This is a genomic window from Marinobacter sp. M5B (genome assembly GCF_042604615.1).
GTDB lineage: Bacteria > Pseudomonadota > Gammaproteobacteria > Pseudomonadales > Oleiphilaceae > Marinobacter > Marinobacter salarius.
This window is the reverse complement of record NZ_CP156894.1, coordinates 3,776,824-3,795,404: the sequence shown is the minus strand read 5'-3', so window position 1 is coordinate 3,795,404 and position 18,581 is coordinate 3,776,824. Positions and strand designations below refer to the sequence as shown.

The following is an 18,581-nucleotide window of genomic DNA, read 5'->3' as shown; positions in this document are numbered from 1 at the left end:
GCCCGCCCACCATTACCAATCGAAAGGGCAGGCCGTGCAGCCTTCCATGTAGGTACCTTCGAACGTTGCGTAATGTATCCGGGTTCCGGTGAGATTGGCGTCAGACAGATTGGCCAGTCCGAGCTTGGCCTCCTGGAGGTTGGCTCCCCGCAGATTGGCACCCTTCAGGTCAGCTTTTGGCAGCCAGGAAATTTCGAAACTGCTGAAGGCGAGATTGGTGTTCTGCAATGAAGCGCCTGAGAATCTCGAAAAATCGAAATTGGCCCCCGTTAGATTCGAGCCGCTAAAGTCAGCCCCCTGGGCAAAAAGGTATTGCCCCTGCATGCCCTGAAGATCTGCATTTTTCAGCGATGCTCCCCGCATGCTTGCGCGGTAGGCCTGCAAGCGATAGCCAATGGCGTTGTCCAGACTTGCTCCATCCAGATTGGCACCTCTGAGGCTGGTATGGCTCAGGTTGGCTCCTGACAGGTTGGCGCCTTTGAAGTCTGCGGATCGTAGATCCATGTTGGACAGATCGGCGTCCTGAAGATCCGCTCCAGGGCACTGGGCCTGCCGCTCAAGAACGCAGCCGTTGATCGTGGGGGCCTGGTTCTGGCCCGCCAAGTAGTCATCGGCAATTGCCTGTGAGCACAACGCAATCATGGACACCGTAATAGCGAGTTTCATGGTAGTCACTCCCGAACAGATGCTGGAAAAAGGGGCCTGGCGTGAAGCCAGGCCCAGGTCGGAGGTTGGTTAGCGGGAAGCCTGTGCCCAGGAGGGCATCTTGAAGACCCAGAATGACCCGCCTTGAGAAATGGGCTTGGTCAGCTCAGCCATGTCGCCGCCCCACAGTGGGACTGCACCGCCGTAGCCAGAGGCAACGCCGATATACTGCTCACCGTCCATCTCCCAGGTGATCGGAGACGAAATGATTCCGGAGCCGGTCTGGAACCTCCAGAGTTCTTCGCCGGTTTCGGCGTCAAAGGCCTTGAGGAACCCGTCTCCCGTGCCTGTGAATACCAGGCCGCCCTTAGTGGCAAGAACACCTGCCCACAGGGGCATATTTTCCTTGTGCTCCCATTCAATGTCGCCGGTGATGGGGTTCATGGCACGGAGGATACCCACATGGTCGTCGTACATACGTTTGATGCGGAATCCCTGACCCAGGTAGGCCGCGCCTTTTTTGTAAGTGACCTCCTCGGTCCAGTAATCCTCTTTCCAGTGGTTGGCTGGCACGTAGAACAGACCTGTATCCTGGCTATAGGCCATAGGATTCCAGTTTTTGCCGCCCAGGAAGGGCGGGGAGACCTCTACGGCCTTACCTCGGGTTTCGCCCTCGGCTACGGGTGGCGGGCGCTGTCCCTCGGCTTCGATCGGACGACCGTCCTCGCCAATCCCTTTAGCCCAGGTAATATTGTCTACGAACGGGAAACCTTTTTTGAAATCGCCGTTGGTGCGGTCAACAACATAGAAGAACCCATTGCGATCAGCGTGCGCTGTCGCTTTTACGGTCTCCCCGTCCTCATCGTATTCAAAAAGTACCAGCTCGTTGTTGCCGGAGAAGTCCCAGGCATCGTTGGGTGTGTGCTGGTAGAACCATTTTACTTCGCCAGTGGACGGGTCTACACCCACCTGCCCGGACGTGTAGAGGTTGTCGTAGTCGGCGGGGTCGCCACCGGGTGACGTGCGCTTCCAGGTATTCCAGGGCGCTGGGTTGCCGGCACCAATGATGATGGTATTAGTGGCGGCATCGAAACTGGCACTTTGCCAGGGGGCGCCGCCACCGTGGCTCCAGGCTTCGACTTTTCCGGTTTCGGTGTTGGGATCGTCGGGCCAGCTCGGTGCACGAGGGTCACCGGTCGGTGTGCTTTTCTCGCCGTCCAGGCGGCCATAGTGTCCTTCTACGAACGGGCGCATCCAGATTTCTTCACCGGTATCGGGGTCACGCGCAAACAGTTTGCCCACAACGCCGAACTCATCCCCGGACGACCCGTGAATCAGCAGTACCTTGCCGGACTTTTGGTCTTTTACCAGGGTTGGAGCCCCGGTCATGGTGTAGCCTGCTTCGTGGTCGGCAAACTTTTCACGCCAGGCTACCTTGCCTGTGTCTTTATTCAGGGCAACGATGCCGGCGTCAAGGGTGCCAAAGAAGACTTTGTCACCGAAGATGGCTGCGCCCCGGTTCACAACGTCGCAGCACGGGCGGATGCCCTCGGGCAGGCGGTGATTGTATTCCCAGAGTTTGTCTCCGGTTTTGGCGTCCAGGGCGTAGATCCTGGAATAGGAACCGGTGATATAGATGACGCCGTCGTGAATTAGCGCCTGGGATTCCTGCCCCCGCTGCTTCTCGTCGCCGAATGAGAAAGACCAGGCCGGAACCAGGCGCTCAACGTTCTCGCGATTAATAGTGGTCATCGGGCTGTAACGTTGTGCCTTGGGGCCGATGCCGTAGCCAAGTACGTTTTCCGTGGTTTGTGCATCGTTGGCGATGTCGTCCCACGTCACGTCTTTGGCGTGCACCTGAAGTGACAGAGCGGCTGATGAACCCAGCATCAGTGCCAGGCTGATCCCGCGTATAAGCGGATGCTTTTCTTTGGTGGTTTTCATACATGTTCCCCTTGGTTTTTGTTGTGACTAACGCCCTGCTTCGACGTCGACGCACTGAGTATTAGCTGCGTAGCCAACGCCAGGCGACGGAAATGCCCATGCTGGATCCGGGAAAAAACCAGAAAAACCCGGGAAAATATCCCGATAAGTGCGCTTGTAGCTGAGAAACGGGCAGTTTTCAGACATTGCCTTTCCATCTCATGCTTTGGCCTTCGCTCTCTGCGTCTACTACCAAGGAACTACGCCAAAACCTCCAAAGTGGCATTCGGATTGAGCGGTGCGATTCCTAGACTGGGAGCAAGCACATTGGCGTCTGACAAAACCAACAGCCAATGGATGAGGAATCAAATAGCAGAGGTAGCAACAATGACCACGTCTTTTTCACTTCACACGCTGCTGGCAGCCGCTCTTTTGGGAGCTGCTGGTCTGGTATTGGCTCACGGCAACGTGACTCCACAGGAGGTGGACACTGGTGACCTGCCTGAACTCGGTGACGAAGTGCGATCGCAGAACCCGTTTCGGGAAGGCAATGAGTATGGCAATCACAATGCCCAGGCCGTGACCGTCGGAGAGAGCGCCTACGCCGGCAACTGCGCTGGCTGCCATGGTATCCGCGCTATGTCCGGCGGCCTGACGCCCGACTTGCGTGAGCTGACCGAGTGGGATGACGAGTATTACGTTACCCGAGTGCTCAACGGTACTGACCGGGGCATGCCTGCTTGGAAAAAGACACTGGACCAAAACGCCATATGGGCCATTCGGACTTATGTGGAGTCTCTGCCGAAGCCGGAATGATCGCCTCACGGATTCTCACACAAAGCCTGTACTCAGGCCGGCCCTGTGCCGGCCTGACGTCGTTGGGGAGAAAACAATGAAAACACTGTCCCGTATTATTGTACTGATGCTGTTTTTCCAGGTGGTCCCGGCGCAGGAAGTGGACGATGGCGATCCGTTACTGAACAGGCCTGCGGAGCGAACCTACGACATCATTCTCGAATCCGGTTATCTGAAAGTTGGTGTTTATGAAAACTTCCCGCCGTACTCCTACGAGGTGAACGGAGAACCCCGTGGCATTGACGTGGAAGTGGGCAAACAGATTGCCGAAGCCATGGGCGTTGAATTCCGGGTGCACTGGATCGTGCCCGACGAAAACCTCGGAGATGACCTCAGAAACAACGTCTGGAAAGGGCACTACCTAGCCAAGCGGCGGCTGGCAGATGTGATGATGCGGGTGCCTTATGACAAGCAATATGCCTACATGCAGGATTCCACCGGGGAATACATCAACGAACAGGTGGTGCTGTTCGGCCCCTACCAGCAGGAAACCTGGCAGATTGCCTTCAATCCGGAGAAGATTGACGGTGTCGATACCGTCGCCAAGTTCCAGTACCACCCCATCGGTGTGGAAATCGATACCCTTCCGGATTTCTACCTTAGCTCCGGACTACGAGGGCGGATGAGGGATCAGGTCAGGCACTATGCCAACGTACGGAAGGCTTTCGACGCCATGCACGACGGTTCAGTAAGCGCTGTTATGGGAATGCGCGCCGAGATCGACGATGAGCTGGGCCGCCCTGAAAACAATGAATTCCAGTTGGCCGGTAATGGCTTTCCCGGCATTGGCAAGCAGGTTTGGGACGTGGGTATGGCGATCAAGCATACCCATCGCCAACTCGGTTATGCGATCGAAGCCATTATCGGTGACCTGGTGAAGTCCGGCGATATGCAGGCACTGTTTGCGGAGCTGGGCCTACGATATAGCGTTCCCCAGTATTACCGGGAATTTCTCAGTGAGGAGGCGTTGGCTAGGGCCGAAGGTCAGCGTTGATGAAAAACCGTTTGACTCAGAGCGACACATCAAGCCCGCGACACCCACGCGGGCTTTGTTTTTGGAGGTAGTAATACCAAGTGATGAGAAAACCAGTGCCGGGGGGTAATTGTCGGTTTTCGTCCCAAAGCGAAGAATCACTTCAGAGGCGGGAAAAGTTCCCGGTTCATCCTGAAACAAAAACGATAGCACCGAAAACAAGAGACTTGGAGAGCGCAACCATGACATCGAACAAGTTCGGGATTCGCATTGCAGCCAGTGCCTTGGCGCTGGCCGTATCGTACGGGGCCCAGGCGGTCACCGACGAAGACATCATGAACGATCACAAAACGCCGGACGATATCGTCAGCTACGGCATGGGTACCCAGGGCCAGCGGTTCAGTATCCTGGAAGACCTGAACACCGGTAATATTCAATACCTTCAGCCAGCTTGGGCCTTCTCGTTTGGTAGCGAGAAAATGCGCGGCCAGGAGTCGCAGCCGCTGATCAAGGATGGCGTGATGTATGTGACTGCCTCCTATTCCCGTGTTTACGCCATTGACGCCAGAACCGGAGAGGAAATCTGGCAGTACGACGCGCGTCTGCCTGACGGCATCATGCCCTGTTGTGACGTTGTTAACCGCGGCGTTGCCCTGTACGACGACAAGGTTATTTTCGGCACTCTCGATGCCAAACTCGTCGCTTTGAACAAAGACACCGGCAAGCCCATGTGGATCAAGAAGGTTGCCGACTACCAGGCGGGTTATGCCATTACTGCCGCACCTATCGTCGTCAAAGGCAAAGTGATTACCGGCGTTTCCGGTGGTGAGTTCGGTATTGTCGGCAAGGTGGAAGCCTACGACGCCAATACCGGTGAGTTGGTGTGGATGCGCCCGACCGTTGAAGGCCATATGGGCTATGTCTACAAAGATGGAAAGGCGGTTGAAAACGGCATTTCCGGCGGCAAGGCTGGACAGACCTGGCCGGGTGATATGTGGAAGAACGGCGGTGCTGCGACCTGGTTGGGTGGCACCTATGATCAGGACACCGACTCCCTGTTCTTCGGAACCGGTAACCCGGCACCCTGGAATTCACACCTGCGCCCCGGCGATAACCTGTTCTCTTCTTCACGGGTGGCTATCGATCCGGACGATGGCAGTATCAAATGGCACTTCCAGACCACACCTCATGATGGCTGGGACTACGATGGTGTCAACGAGCTGATTTCGTTCGATTACAAAGAAAAGGGCAAAACCGTGAAAGCGGCGGCAACCGCTGACCGCAACGGCTTCTTCTACGTTCTGAACCGTGAGAACGGCGACTTTATTCGCGGCTTCCCGTTCGTGGACAAGATCACCTGGGCTGAAGGACTTGATCCGAAAACCGGCCGCCCGATCTTTAAAGATGGTGGTCGCCCGGGTGACCCTTCCGCCATGGAAGGAAGCAAGGGTGAAGTGGTTGTTGCCCAGCCGGCGTTCCTTGGCGGCAAGAACTGGATGCCGATGGCCTACAGCCAAGACACCGGCCTTTTTTATGTGCCGTCCAATGAATGGTCCATGGATATCTGGAACGAGCCAGTTTCCTACAAGAAAGGCGCGGCTTTCTTGGGTGCGGGCTTTACCATCAAGCCAGCTAATGACGAGTACATCGGCGTACTCCGCGCCATGGACCCGAAGACCGGCAAGGAAGTCTGGCGTTATGAAAACACCGCGCCGCTGTGGGGTGGTGTGATGACAACCGCGGGCAACCTTGTCTTCACTGGTACGCCAGAAGGTTACCTGAAGGCTTTTGACGCCAAGACCGGCGAAGAGCTGTACAAGTTCAACACCGGTTCCGGCGTTGTCGGCACCCCGGTTACTTGGACCATGGACGGCGAGCAGTACGTCTCGGTTGCCTCTGGCTGGGGTGGGGCGGTTCCGCTCTGGGGTGGTGAAGTCGCCAAGGTGGTAAAGGACTTCAACCAGGGCGGTATGGTCTGGACGTTCAAGCTGCCGAAGGATCGTGTTGCGAGCAACTGATCCCTGGAGTTTACCGACTCGGTATCGGGTCTAGAAGGGGCTGCCGAAAGGCAGCCCTTTTTTTATGGTACATCCTTTCAGTTTTAATCAAATGATTATATGATGCCTTAATCAGATGATTAAACAGGGGTGGCTTGTGGTGCTGGTAATCATTCTTGCGGTGCTGATACTGGCCGGCTGCTCGCCGGCTTCTGAACCACTGGATACCTCGTCTTCGCCACGGCTAGTGGACGTGGCAAATGTTGAGCCGGCTGAATCGATGTCCTGGATGAACTTGCCGGGCCGGGTGGAATCAAGCCGAAGAACCACGCTGAGCTTTGAAGTAACTGGCCAGGTGGAGTATCTGGCCCTGGATGTTGGCGATGCCTTTCAGCGTGGCGATACCCTCGCAAGGTTGAATGGCGAGCGCTACCAACTGACGTATGAACGCAGTCAGGCGGCAGAGGTGGAGGCCAGGACAGGCCTTGCTGACGTTCAACGCGAGCTACGGCGGCTGACAAGGTTGCGCCAGGGCGGGCATACCAGTGAAGCTACCCTGGAAAACGCAGAGGCAGCCGTGGCTGGTGCCAGGGCCAGGGTGGACTCCGCCGTCGCGTCCCGGAAACTGGCAGCGCGGGATCTGGAACAGACAAGCCTGCAGGCACCGTTCGATGGCACTGTGGCACGCAGGCACGCTGAACCCGGGCAACGAGTGGCGGCCAACGAGGTCATCTTCAACCTTGTTTCAAGTGGCGACGGTTTTGACGTGTTGACCCGGGTGCCGGAGAACGTCATCGGGCAGGTTCAGGAAGAAAGCCTCCAGTCAGTGTCAGTGCCCGCACTGGACGGCGCACAGACGACTGCGCGGGTAACACACATTGGCAGTCACGCCGCTGACGGGAATGATTACCCGGTTATCCTCCGTATGACTGGGTCCATGGCGGGGCTTCGCTCTGGTATGACCGCTGAAGTTTCTTTCAAGATAGCGGCCGATAGCATGACCACGTCGGTTGACTCATTTCGTGTGCCACTGACTTCCCTGTTATACCCAGTCCTGGGTGAGCCCCGGGTTCTGCGGCTTGATGACGCTAACCAACTGGTCTCCGTGCCGGTGAAAGTACTCTCGGTAGCAGACGGCGAGGCGGTGGTCACCGGGGGCCTGCAAGTGGGGCAGAAAGTTGTCGCGCGCGGTGTCGAGTTTGTCTCGATAGGTGACCGCGTCAGCATTCTGGGCCAGGGCCCACAACAGTTCCATTGAGGTGGTCATGAACCTCTCCCAGCTCGCGTTCCGTTTCCGTCCGGTTGTCCTGTTGGCCACCGTGGCCGCCATGTTCTTTGGCGCGTTCAGCTACCTCTCGCTTCCCACCAGGGAAGATCCCAGTATTACCGTCCGCGAGGCGGTGGTCAGTACCCGTTTTGCTGGCTTACCCGCCGAGCAGGTCGAGGAATGGATCACCAAGCCGCTGGAAACCCGGGTTCGACAGGTTGCCGAGGTGGAGCATATCCGGTCCACCTCGATGCGGGGGCAGTCACTGATTCATGTTGAGATTCAGGATCGCTACTTCGATCTGGCTCAGATCTGGGATGACGTGCGCCAGAAGGTGGAGAGTGCCCGCAGTCAATTACCGGAGGGGACGGAGGCGCCAGTCGTCAATGACGATTTCGGTAATGTGGCCGTGGTCACTGCTGCGCTCACCTCAGATCAGTTCAGCCAGGCTGAACAACTGCAGATTGCCGAACATGTGCGCGCCCGTCTGTATGATGTGGAGGGAAGCCGTAAGGTGGAGTTGCACGGTGTGCAGCCGGAACGCATCTACATCGATGTCAGTGAATCCCGCCTTGCCAATCTTGGGCTGACGCCGGTTCAGTTGGCCTCACAGCTTAGTGATCGAAACGTTATCTCACCGGCGGGCGTTCTGGAATCCGGAGAGCAGCGGCTGGCACTGCAGGTGTCGGGTGCGTTTCCGGACTTGGAAGCCCTGCGGGCATCGGACATTCGGTTGCCCGATGGTGGCTCCCTTCGCCTGGCGGACCTTGGAGCGGTCAATCGGGGATACCTGGATCCTCCCGCTAACACCGCTTACCACAATGGCAAGCGTGCAATTGTATTTGCCATCTCCATGGCTGATGGCTATAGCGTCCTTGATTACGGCGAAGCCGTAAGGGCTCGCCTGGACAACATCGGGGCCAGCCTGCCGGCGGGCTATAATCTGGACATCATGACGTTCCAGGCGGACCAGGTGGCCAATGCGGTCTATGGCGTCAGCCTCAGTGTGATACAGACCCTGGCTATTGTTCTGGCGGTTGTGGTTCTGTTTCTGGGCATTCGCACCGGCCTGATAGTCGGTTCAACGGTACCGGCAGTCATGCTCGTAACCCTGGCATTGATGGGGCTCTTCGACATGACGTTGCAGCGCATGAGCCTCGCAACCCTCGTCATTGCCCTGGGGCTGTTGGTGGACAACGCGATCGTCGTTGCGGAGGACTTCAAAGTCCGCCTGGCGGAGGGTAAGTCTCGTGACTTGGCGCTGAAACAGACCGGGGGTGAACTGGCTATGCCCCTTCTGTCGTCCACGCTGACCACCATTCTGGTCTTCCTGCCACTGATGTTGGCGGAACATGTCTCGGGAGAATATACCCGGTCGATATCAATAGTGATTGCCCTGTCGTTGCTGACGTCCTGGCTGCTGTCGATGACAGTGGTGCCGATATGGTGTCATCGCTTCATGCAACGCCCCGCTGATGATTCCGATAGCAGTGCACCTCAGCAACAAACCGGGCCGGCGGCATTATCCGAGCGCCTGTTCCGGGCTATGTCCAGTGGGTATGAGGTAGTGCTCAGACGCTGCCTGCGGCATCGGCCGTTATTCCTGATAGCGGTGGTGGCTTTGCTGTTGCTGGGTATTGGATTGATGCAGGTGGTGCCCAAGAAGTTCTTTCCCGATTCAGACCGGCATCAGGTATTGGTCTACCTGGATCTGCCATCTGACAGTGCGTCCTCTGCAACGGACCAGCAGGTTCAGGCGGTCAGCCGGTCGCTCACCGAATCTCTGGGCGACAAACTGACGGGTGTGGCGGCCTACGCCGGATTTGGTGGTCCCAGGTTCGTGTTGTCACTCACCCCCATCGATCCGGCGCCGAATAGAGGCTTCCTGGTGTTGAACGTGGCAAAGAGAGACCAGATGGCATCGGTGATGACAGCGGCGCGGCAACTGCTGGCTAAGGAGTTCCCGCAACTGTCCTCCCAGGTCACCCGGATGTTCCTCGGGCCTTCAGATTCCAACCTGCTGGAGATTCTGGTCAAGGGGCCAGACCGAGAGGTGCTCTACGATACTGCGGCAAAGGTGGAGGCAGAACTCCGCGCTATGCCGGGGGGCAGGGACGTGCGTCAGAGCTGGGAAGCACGCATACCGTCATTGCGTATCGAGGTTAACCAGGCACAGGCGGATCGCGCCGGTGTCACCTCTGCCGATATTGCCAGTTCGCTGAAAGGAGCCATTGATGGTTATCAACTGAGCCAGTTACGCCAGGGCGACACCCTGGTGCCCATTGTGTTGCGTTACCCGCCTGAAGTGAGGTCCCGATTGGAGCGCCTGAAATCGCTGGTGGTCTACCCGCTGAACGACCCTGGTGAGGGTGTTCCCCTGAACCAGGTGGCGACAATCGGGCTGGACGATGGCTACTACCGGATCGACCGGCACAATCTGGTCCGCGCCATTACCATCGAAGGACGAAACGATGCTTTGACTGCCGAGGACATGGTGCCTCGCATTACCCCAACACTGAGATCCCTGGAGGCATCTTTGCCGCCGGGCCATTGGGTTGAGTTTGACGGCGTGGTGGTGCAGTCCGCCGAAGGGCAGGCCTCGATGCAAGCCAACCTGCCATTGTGCCTGGGGTTGATCCTGATCCTGCTGGTAGCCCAGTTCAATTCCTTCAAGCGCCCGCTGTTGATCGTGGTCACCATTCCCCTGGTGATACTGGGCGTATCAATGGGCCTATTGGCATTGCGGGCGGATTTCGGGTTCATGGTACTTTTGGGGATCTACAGCCTGGCCGGCATTATCATCAATAATGCCATCGTGCTGATCGAACGAATCGACCGGGAACGTCGTGACGAGGGGTATTCCCTGCAGGAGGCCGTTGTCCGCGCCTCCGTTCGACGGCTCAGGCCCATTGTCATGTCGGCTGCCACGACCATCCTCGGACTGTTGCCGCTGATTGTGGGTAAAGATCCGCTATTCTATGCCATGGCCAGCGCCATGGCCTTTGGTTTGGGCCTGGGAACCCTGATGAGTCTGGGCGTGGTGCCGGTGCTGTACACCTACTTTTTTGCCCGCGAATCAGGGAAGATGCCTCATGCAACCGAGACAACATAGTGCATTTGGAGAGAAAGCAGTGGCAAACGAGCCGGGCAAAGCCGAAGACGAAACCGCCCAAAAACTGATCCTGGCGGGCATGGAGTTGTTTGGTCAATATGGTTTCAAAGGCACCACGACCCGCATGATTGCCGAAGCCGCCGATTCCAATATCGGCTCCATTGCCTATTACTTCGATAATAAGACTGGCTTGTACCACGCCATTGCCCGGCATATTGCCCGGCGCATGAGAGAAGTTTTCGGTTTTACTGGCGAGCAATCGGCTGCAAGCGCCAGTGATTGCGATCAGGCCCTGGCCCAACTCGAACTCATCGTGAAACGCATGGTTCGCCAGTTCGCCCAGGCCCCGGAGGCTCGCCGCTGGCTCATGTTGGTGATGCGCGAACAGGCCAGTCCCACTGAGGCGTTTGATATCCTCTACGAGGAAACCTTCGAACGTGTCCATGTGCACCTGACCCGCCTGATTGCGGTCGTGATGGACCGGTCACCCGATGAGCGCCGGGTCATCATCGAGGCCCATACCGTCATGGGGCAGATTGTCTTTTTCCTTGTAGGCCGCTTCCCATTACTACGAAGGCTTGGGATAGAGGGCGAATTCCCTTCTGACGTCGTGGACACTGCCGAACAGGTGGTGATTTCCCACCTCCATGCCCTGGCGTTTACTACCAAGGGATGAGTTTTTCACCTCCATCGAATCATTCAACTATCCAGTGCCGGGGTCTACATTGAATAGGTAAACGCGCAAGGCCGCGTTGTCCTGCGACAAACACAACAAGAGGTCGAGACCATGATCTACGCACAACCTGGTAAGGAAGGCTCCGTCGTCTCCTTCAAACCCCGTTACGAGAACTACATCGGCGGCGAGTGGGTCGCCCCGGTCAAGGGTCAGTACTTTGAAAACATCACGCCGGTGACCGGCGATGTCATCTGTGAGATCCCCCGCTCCTCGGCCGAAGATATTGACCTGGCTCTGGATGCCGCCCACAAGGCCGCGCCAGCGTGGGGAAAAACTTCGACCACTGAGCGTTCCAATATCCTGCTGAGAATTGCCGACCGTATCGAGCAGAATGTTGAAATGCTGTCGGTCGCCGAAACATGGGATAACGGCAAAGCCGTTCGCGAGACACTGAACGCCGACATTCCTTTGGCGGTTGACCACTTCCGTTACTTTGCCGGTTGTATCCGCGCCCAGGAAGACACGTCCAGCGCCATCGACAACAACACTGTGGCCTATCATTACCATGAGCCACTGGGTGTGGTTGGCCAGATCATTCCCTGGAACTTCCCACTGCTGATGGCTGTGTGGAAACTGGCGCCTTGTCTGGCAGCCGGCAACTGTACGGTGATGAAGCCTGCCGAGCAGACGCCAGCCAGCATCCTGATCCTGATGGACCTGATTGGCGATCTGTTACCCCCGGGCGTGGTTAACATCGTCAACGGCTACGGCATTGAAGCGGGCCAGGCCCTGGCCACCAGCAAGCGTATTGCCAAGATTGCCTTCACCGGCTCCACACCGGTGGGCTCCCACATTCTCAAATGCGCGGCCGAGAACATCATCCCCTCTACTGTAGAGTTGGGCGGCAAGTCTCCGAACATCTACTTCTCAGACGTAATGCAGGCTGAGCCGGAGTTTATTGACAAGTGTGTGGAAGGCCTGGTGCTGGCGTTCTTCAACCAGGGTGAAGTCTGTACCTGTCCGTCCCGTGCGCTGGTGCAGGAAGACATGTACGAGGAGTTCATGGCCAAGGTTGTTGAGCGCACCAAGTCCATCAAACGTGGTAACCCGCTCGACACCGATGTGCAGGTCGGCGCTCAGGCCAGCAAGGAGCAGTTCGACAAGATTATGTCCTACCTCGACATCGGCAAGCAGGAAGGCGCGGAAGTGCTGACCGGCGGTGGCCGTGAGGAAATGGACGATGCCTATAACAATGGCTTCTACGTTCAGCCCACGCTGTTCAAAGGCAAGAACAACATGCGTGTGTTCCAGGAGGAAATCTTTGGTCCGGTGGTGGGTGTAACCACCTTCAAGGACGAAGAAGAAGCCCTGGCCATCGCCAACGACACTGAGTTCGGTCTGGGTGCCGGCCTCTGGACCCGCGACATCAACCGTGCCTATCGCATGGGCCGCGCCATCCAGGCGGGCCGCGTATGGACCAATTGTTACCACCAGTACCCGGCGCACGCTGCCTTCGGTGGTTACAAGAAGTCCGGCGTTGGCCGCGAGAACCACAAGATGGCGCTGGACCATTACCAGCAGACCAAGAACCTGCTGGTCAGTTACGACATCAACCCGCTGGGCTTCTTCTAAGTCCGCCAATGACTGTTGTGCCCGGGCCCTCCCACACAGGCCCGGTGGCGAGTCAGCACATGGATGTGCACATTCCTCCCCGGTGTCTGGCCGGGGTGCATCTCTACCGGGTTGTAGTTGACTGGTGGGGGTGGATGGGTCTTCCTGCCATTTTTAGGTCCTTCCCAGGGCCTTTTTTTGTGTCTGCGCCGGCGTTCACCGGAATGGGTCGAAAGGATGAATTTCAGGGCCCGGATCGGCTGGAAATCAGTGCCAAAGTACCATATTTGCCTTTTCGTGGACTGGGTAGGATTGAAGGTGAGTTACCGGATGACCGGTTAACGGATCCTCAATGCCACAACAATGATCACAAGAGGTAAGCGTTATGTGGACCAAACCAGCCTATGAAGACCTGCGGATCGGCTTCGAAGTCACCATGTACTTCGCCAACCGCTGAGAAGTGATGGCCAGCCTCGTGCGCTGGCCATTTTGCTTCTGGAGTTTTCGTTATGCAGATTCGTATCCTCGGTTCCGCCGCCGGCGGAGGGTTTCCCCAGTGGAACTGCAATTGCGCCAACTGTGATGGCTTCCGCAAAGGGACCCTGAACGCCAGCGCACGTACCCAGTCATCCATCGCCATAAGCGAAGACGGCGTGCACTGGATTCTCTGTAACGCCTCTCCTGACATTCGTGCTCAACTGGCAAGCTTTGATGCCATGCAGCCGGCGCGTGCGCTTCGGGATACCGGAATTAACGCGGTGTTGCTGTGCGACAGCCAGGTGGATCACACCACCGGTTTGCTGATGTTGCGCGAGGGGTTGCCCCTGGACGTGTGGTGTACCGCCCAGGTGCATGAAGATCTGAGCAGCGGCTTTCCACTGTTTCGCATGCTCACCCACTGGAGCGGTGGCCCCCAGTGGCATGAAGTACCCTGTACCGATCAACAGTCTTTTTCCATTCCCTGCGCCCCGGCGTTGCGGTTGACGGCCATTCCGTTACTCAGTAATGCGCCGCCGTATTCGCCGCGCAGGAATAATCCCCACCCGGGAGACAACATTGGGCTTTTCATAGAAGACACCCGCAGTGGTGAAACCGTCATGTACGCCCCGGGGCTCGGGCAGCCCGATGAGCAGATTCTGCAGTGGATGCGCAAAGCCGACACGCTGCTGGTGGATGGTACCGTTTGGCACGACGATGAAATGTTGCGCTGCGAGGTGGGTACCCGTACCGGTCAGGAAATGGGGCATCTTGCCCAGAGCGGCCCCGGGGGCATGATCGATGTGCTGGATACCATGCCAGCACGCCGGAAAATCCTTATTCATATCAATAACACCAACCCCATTCTCAACGAAGACTCTCCGGAACGGGCCGTGCTGGCCAGGCACGGCATTGAGGTGTCGTTTGACGGCATGCATCTGGATATGGAGGTGCCCTCGTGAACGCACTCGCTACACCTGTCATGAATCGCGGGGATTTCGAGCAGGCCCTGCGGGCAAAGGGCCAGTACTACCACATCCACCATCCGTACCACAAAGCCATGTATGGCGGTGATTGTACTCCTGAGCAGATTCGTGGCTGGGTCGCTAACCGGTACTACTATCAGATCAACATTCCCCGCAAGGACGCAGCGATCATGGCCAACTGCCCGGATGCCTCAGTGCGCCGGTTGTGGCTCCAAAGAGTACTGGATCATGATGGGCACAGTGACGACGAAGGCGGTATCGAGGCCTGGCTGAGCCTGGCGGAAGCCGTAGGGCTAACCCGGGACGAGGTCCTCGACCAGCGCCACGTGCTGCCGGGTGTGCGGTTTGCGGTAGACGCGTACCTGAACTTTGCCCGACGGGCGACCTGGCAGGAAGCGGCCTGTTCCTCCCTGACGGAGCTGTTTGCACCCGAGATTCACCAGTCCCGGCTCGATAGCTGGCCCCTGCATTATCCCTGGATCCAGACCGATGGTTATGCCTATTTTCGCAAGCGGCTGTCGGAAGCGCGCCGTGACGTGGAGCATGGTTTGACGATTACCCTGGATCACTTTACCACCGCGGCACAGCAGGCCCGTGCCCTGGAAATCCTTCAATTCAAACTGGATATCTTATGGTCTATGTTGGATGCCCTGACTATGGCTTATCAGCACCGCACGCCGCCGTACCACACCGTAACCAACCAGCCAGTCTGGCACCGGGGGGTGTAGTGGCCACGCCCATGGAGCGCACACCGCGACTTCGCCCGGGTTTCCGCTTCCAGTGGGAGCCGGCCCAGAACGCCCATGTGCTGTTGTATCCCGAAGGTATGGTGCGGTTGAACGACAGCGCCGGGGCGGTGCTGAAGGAAGTGGATGGCCAGCGCACGGTGGCCGATATTGTCGCTATCCTGGAACAGCAGTTCCCCGATGCGGGATCCCTGGCAAACGATGTCAGTGATTTCCTCAAGGACGCCGAACAGCAGCATTGGATACTGTTTCCATGAGTCAGCACGACACCATGCCGGCGGGCGATCGCCCTGGTATTGGTCCGCCCCTATGGCTGCTGGCGGAATTGACCTACCGCTGTCCACTGCAGTGCCCTTACTGTTCCAACCCACTGGATTTCGCGCAGACCCAGCAGGAATTAAGCACCGAAGAGTGGGTCAGGGTGCTGCGCCAGGGCCGTGAGATGGGAGCAGCCCAACTGGGCTTTTCCGGCGGCGAACCGCTGGTGCGTCAGGACCTTCCGGAGCTGATTGCAGAAGCCAGGCAGCTGGGCTATTACACCAATTTGATAACCTCCGGCCTGGGGCTCACCGAGGCCAAGGTGAACGCCTTCCGCGACGCCGGGCTGGACCATATCCAGGTCAGTTTCCAGGCCTCAGACCCGGAACTGAACAACGCCGTGGCCGGCTCACGCAAGGCTTTCGAGCAGAAGCTGGCGATGGCCCGTGCGGTAAAAGAAGCGGGTTACCCCATGGTGCTCAACTTTGTGATCCATCGGCACAATATCCACCAGATGAACGATATCATCAGTTTGTGTGAGCGATTGGGTGCGGATTACGTGGAGTTGGCCACCTGCCAATACTACGGCTGGGCGTTCGAAAACCGTGAGGGGTTGATGCCCTCCAAGGCACAGCTGGAAAAGGCTGAGGCCGAAGTAAACATCTATCGCAAACGTCTGGCAGATGACGGCTCGGCGATGAGGTTGATCTTTGTCACCCCGGACTATTACGAGGAGCGGCCAAAGGCCTGCATGAACGGGTGGGGCAGCCTGTTCCTCACCGTGGCGCCGGACGGCACCGCCTTGCCCTGCCACAGCGCCCGCCTGTTACCCATTGAGTTTCCCAATGTACGGGATTCCTCGCTACACTCCATCTGGTATGACAGCCCGGGTTTCAACCATTACCGGGGTGACAGCTGGATGCCGGAGCCGTGCCGGTCCTGCGACGAAAAAGGAAAGGATTTCGGCGGCTGCCGATGCCAGGCCTACCTGCTGACCGGTAATGCCGACAATGCCGACCCGGTTTGCAGTAAATCACCCCATCATGACCGCATCCTCGCCGCCCGCCAGGCGGCGGACCATGCCACCGCCGGGCTGGAGGAGCTGACCTATCGCAACGCCAACAACTCCCGGTTGTTCTTCAGGGGCTGATGCGCCCCGTGAGCCAGATGCAACGACAAAGCTGACGTCAGAACAGGCCTCGTCGGCGCTTTTGCAGCGTACAGAGCTAGCGGCATCTGCGACCGGTGTATTCTGGCTGGAGTCCGACCCGGTCAGTGGTGGCAATGTGATAATGACCTTGGAGGCGGGTGTCGGGATTCCTTTGCTCTCTCGCAGCTTCAGCGCTCGCAGCCAGGTTAACGGTTATGGAGGTGGTGCGCTGTGTGCCGGGCCCGAAAGCGTATTCGCCGTCGAGGCGTCCGGGCAGCAGGTTTATCACATTGATACGGCCACAGGGGCGTGCTCTCCACTCACTGACGACGATGCCTGCTATGGCGGACTCTCCTGGGACGCGGCGCATCACCGGGTGTTGGCAGTGCGTGAGGCGAACGGCCGCCAGCAACTGATGGGTATTGCCCTAACGGACAGTGAATCAGCGAACTGCATACTCCACGAGTCGGAAGACTTTTACAGCGCCCCGGCGGTATCGGCCGACGGGCGGCACCTGGCCTGGGTGAGCTGGTCGTTACCGGATATGCCGTGGGTTGCCTCCGTACTCTGGACAGCATCGATTCAGCAGGACGGCTCACTGACCCAGGCGCGACGCTGGCCCTCGCCTTCAAAAGGCAGTGTGCAGCAGCCGATATTTGATGGCGACGACGTGATTGTGTTGTCGGATCATGAGGGGTGGTGGCAACCGTGGCGACTGGCGTCCAGTGGGCAATGGCACTTGCTGGATGGCACGCGGGAGGATCATGCCAGCGCCCCCTGGCAACTGGGCGAGCGTCACCACCAATGCCTTCCCGACGGTGGCTGGGTACGTGTGCGGTACCAGGCCGGAGTCGGGCAGTTGTGGTTATGTTCAGAGAATGAAGAAACAGGCGTGCGGATCGCAAGGGAGTACGTCGACTTTCGATGCCTGGTTGTGCAAGGCCAGAGGGTGCTGTGTATTGCCCGCTCGTCCACCCGGCTCGACACGGTGTTGTCGGTCGATTGGGGCACCGGACATGCCGAGCCACTCTCCGGTGGCGAAGAGCCTTTCCCTGGAATGACATTGTCTCAGCCGGAACTCTTCAGCGTTCCGCCATCAGCCGGTGGTGTCGATGCCATCAGCGGTTTTTTCTACCCGCCAGTGCCATCCGCGTCTGATGGTAAGTCGGTACCAATCATCCTGATTGCCCATGGCGGCCCGACCTCCACGACCTATCCGGTGCTCAACCTCCAGACCCAGTTCTGGTGCCGTCAGGGGTTTGCCGTGGCTGACGTGAACTACCGCGGCAGTTCTGGCTTCGGCCGGGCCTTTCGCATGGCGTTGGCGGGGAACTGGGGACGTGTGGACGTGGCGGATATGGAACGTGCTGCTCGCTGGCTGGTCGACAACAAAGCCGTTGATCCCGCCAGGCTTTTCATCCAGGGCCGCAGTTCGGGCGGTTATACCGCATTGCTGGCCATGGTCCAAACCGACGTGTTTGCGGCGGGCGCCAGCCAGTTCGGTGTCAGTGATCCCCGGCGGCTGAGAGCGATGACGCATCGATTTGAATCCGGTTATCTGGACTGGTTGTTGGGATCTCCCGACGACTGTCCCGACAACTGGCAGCAGAGGTCGCCACTGGCTCAGGCAGATCGCCTCTGTCGACCGATGATCTTTTTCCAGGGTGCGCAGGATCGGGTGGTGGTCCCGCAGCAGACCACTGCCATCGTCAATGCGCTGCGTCGCAATGGTGGCTCTCCGGAGGTGTATGTGTACCCTGACGAGGGTCACGGATTTCGCAAGCAGAGCAACGTTGCCGATATGCTGGAACGATTGCTTCGGTTCTATCGCAGGCAGTCGACCGATCAGTAATGTGACGCCTGTCCGCTTTCCCGTTTCGCTGTAAGACAGTCTTACATACAGTT

General features: G+C 58.0%; 15 protein-coding genes. 13 read left to right on the top strand and 2 right to left on the bottom strand.

Annotated elements, in window-relative coordinates; translation table 11 throughout:
- Nucleotides 1-12: 12 nt before the first annotated feature.
- Both AAGD24_RS17195 and AAGD24_RS17190 read right to left on the bottom strand, forming a co-directional pair.
- Nucleotides 13-666: a pentapeptide repeat-containing protein gene (locus AAGD24_RS17195; RefSeq protein WP_126811495.1), complete on the bottom strand. Its 654-nt coding sequence runs from the start codon at nucleotides 664-666 to the stop codon at nucleotides 13-15.
- A 69-nt stretch (nucleotides 667-735) separates the two neighbouring features.
- Nucleotides 736-2,589, bottom strand: a complete 1,854-nt coding sequence (locus AAGD24_RS17190; RefSeq protein ID WP_228210097.1) for a methanol/ethanol family PQQ-dependent dehydrogenase — start codon at nucleotides 2,587-2,589, stop codon at nucleotides 736-738.
- A 366-nt stretch (nucleotides 2,590-2,955) separates the two neighbouring features.
- Between AAGD24_RS17190 and pedF the strand changes: the two genes are divergently transcribed.
- The 13 genes from pedF (at nucleotide 2,956) to AAGD24_RS17125 (ending at nucleotide 18,528) form a co-directional block, all read left to right on the top strand.
- Complete coding sequence (gene pedF / locus AAGD24_RS17185) at nucleotides 2,956-3,384, top strand: cytochrome c-550 PedF (protein ID WP_228210098.1); 429 nt, start codon at nucleotides 2,956-2,958, stop codon at nucleotides 3,382-3,384.
- Between the two features lie 76 nt (nucleotides 3,385-3,460).
- Entirely contained in the window at nucleotides 3,461-4,417 is a 957-nt protein-coding gene (locus AAGD24_RS17180; protein WP_228210099.1) for an ABC transporter substrate-binding protein, read from the top strand.
- A gap of 221 nt (nucleotides 4,418-4,638) precedes the next feature.
- Nucleotides 4,639-6,414 carry a PQQ-dependent methanol/ethanol family dehydrogenase gene (locus tag AAGD24_RS17175; protein ID WP_228210100.1) on the top strand — a complete coding sequence of 592 codons (1,776 nt, stop codon included), beginning with the start codon at nucleotides 4,639-4,641 and terminating at the stop codon, nucleotides 6,412-6,414.
- Between the two features lie 115 nt (nucleotides 6,415-6,529).
- Entirely contained in the window at nucleotides 6,530-7,651 is a 1,122-nt protein-coding gene (locus AAGD24_RS17170; protein WP_228210101.1) for an efflux RND transporter periplasmic adaptor subunit, read from the top strand.
- A gap of 7 nt (nucleotides 7,652-7,658) precedes the next feature.
- On the top strand, nucleotides 7,659-10,772 hold the full coding sequence (locus AAGD24_RS17165; RefSeq protein WP_228210102.1) for an efflux RND transporter permease subunit: 3,114 nt from the start codon (nucleotides 7,659-7,661) through the stop codon (nucleotides 10,770-10,772).
- Nucleotides 10,773-10,791: 19 nt separating this feature from the next.
- Nucleotides 10,792-11,448 carry a CerR family C-terminal domain-containing protein gene (locus AAGD24_RS17160; protein ID WP_228210103.1) on the top strand — a complete coding sequence of 219 codons (657 nt, stop codon included), beginning with the start codon at nucleotides 10,792-10,794 and terminating at the stop codon, nucleotides 11,446-11,448.
- Nucleotides 11,449-11,559: 111 nt separating this feature from the next.
- Complete coding sequence (locus AAGD24_RS17155; protein WP_075194290.1) at nucleotides 11,560-13,080, top strand: aldehyde dehydrogenase family protein; 1,521 nt, start codon at nucleotides 11,560-11,562, stop codon at nucleotides 13,078-13,080.
- A 364-nt stretch (nucleotides 13,081-13,444) separates the two neighbouring features.
- Nucleotides 13,445-13,516: a pyrroloquinoline quinone precursor peptide PqqA gene (gene pqqA / locus AAGD24_RS17150; protein ID WP_007153157.1), complete on the top strand. Its 72-nt coding sequence runs from the start codon at nucleotides 13,445-13,447 to the stop codon at nucleotides 13,514-13,516.
- 52 nt (nucleotides 13,517-13,568) lie between these two features.
- Entirely contained in the window at nucleotides 13,569-14,498 is a 930-nt protein-coding gene (gene pqqB, locus AAGD24_RS17145; RefSeq protein WP_126811502.1) for a pyrroloquinoline quinone biosynthesis protein PqqB, read from the top strand.
- Between the two features lie 20 nt (nucleotides 14,499-14,518).
- A complete protein-coding gene (pqqC, locus tag AAGD24_RS17140; RefSeq protein ID WP_174447653.1) occupies nucleotides 14,519-15,250 on the top strand; it encodes a pyrroloquinoline-quinone synthase PqqC in 732 nt (243 codons plus the stop codon).
- 11 nt (nucleotides 15,251-15,261) lie between these two features.
- On the top strand, nucleotides 15,262-15,525 hold the full coding sequence (gene pqqD / locus AAGD24_RS17135; RefSeq protein ID WP_075194481.1) for a pyrroloquinoline quinone biosynthesis peptide chaperone PqqD: 264 nt from the start codon (nucleotides 15,262-15,264) through the stop codon (nucleotides 15,523-15,525).
- Nucleotides 15,522-16,676, top strand: a complete 1,155-nt coding sequence (pqqE, locus tag AAGD24_RS17130) for a pyrroloquinoline quinone biosynthesis protein PqqE (RefSeq protein ID WP_228210104.1) — start codon at nucleotides 15,522-15,524, stop codon at nucleotides 16,674-16,676. Before pqqD ends, pqqE begins: the two co-directional genes overlap by 4 nt.
- A gap of 61 nt (nucleotides 16,677-16,737) precedes the next feature.
- Nucleotides 16,738-18,528 carry a prolyl oligopeptidase family serine peptidase gene (locus AAGD24_RS17125; RefSeq protein WP_228210105.1) on the top strand — a complete coding sequence of 597 codons (1,791 nt, stop codon included), beginning with the start codon at nucleotides 16,738-16,740 and terminating at the stop codon, nucleotides 18,526-18,528.
- Nucleotides 18,529-18,581 lie beyond the last annotated feature (53 nt).

Excerpts from the sequence above, each read along its gene's own strand:
- AAGD24_RS17195 (WP_126811495.1), bottom strand. The coding sequence starts at position 666 with ATGAAACTCGCTATTACGGTGTCCATGATTGCGTTGTGCTCACAGGCA.
- AAGD24_RS17190 (WP_228210097.1), bottom strand. The coding sequence starts at position 2,589 with ATGAAAACCACCAAAGAAAAGCATCCGCTTATACGCGGGATCAGCCTG.
- pedF (WP_228210098.1), top strand. The coding sequence starts at position 2,956 with ATGACCACGTCTTTTTCACTTCACACGCTGCTGGCAGCCGCTCTTTTG.
- AAGD24_RS17180 (WP_228210099.1), top strand. The coding sequence starts at position 3,461 with ATGAAAACACTGTCCCGTATTATTGTACTGATGCTGTTTTTCCAGGTG.
- AAGD24_RS17175 (WP_228210100.1), top strand. The coding sequence starts at position 4,639 with ATGACATCGAACAAGTTCGGGATTCGCATTGCAGCCAGTGCCTTGGCG.
- AAGD24_RS17170 (WP_228210101.1), top strand. The coding sequence starts at position 6,530 with ATGATTAAACAGGGGTGGCTTGTGGTGCTGGTAATCATTCTTGCGGTG.
- AAGD24_RS17165 (WP_228210102.1), top strand. The coding sequence starts at position 7,659 with ATGAACCTCTCCCAGCTCGCGTTCCGTTTCCGTCCGGTTGTCCTGTTG.
- AAGD24_RS17155 (WP_075194290.1), top strand. The coding sequence starts at position 11,560 with ATGATCTACGCACAACCTGGTAAGGAAGGCTCCGTCGTCTCCTTCAAA.
- pqqB (WP_126811502.1), top strand. The coding sequence starts at position 13,569 with ATGCAGATTCGTATCCTCGGTTCCGCCGCCGGCGGAGGGTTTCCCCAG.
- pqqC (WP_174447653.1), top strand. The coding sequence starts at position 14,519 with ATGAATCGCGGGGATTTCGAGCAGGCCCTGCGGGCAAAGGGCCAGTAC.
- pqqD (WP_075194481.1), top strand. The coding sequence starts at position 15,262 with ATGGAGCGCACACCGCGACTTCGCCCGGGTTTCCGCTTCCAGTGGGAG.
- pqqE (WP_228210104.1), top strand. The coding sequence starts at position 15,522 with ATGAGTCAGCACGACACCATGCCGGCGGGCGATCGCCCTGGTATTGGT.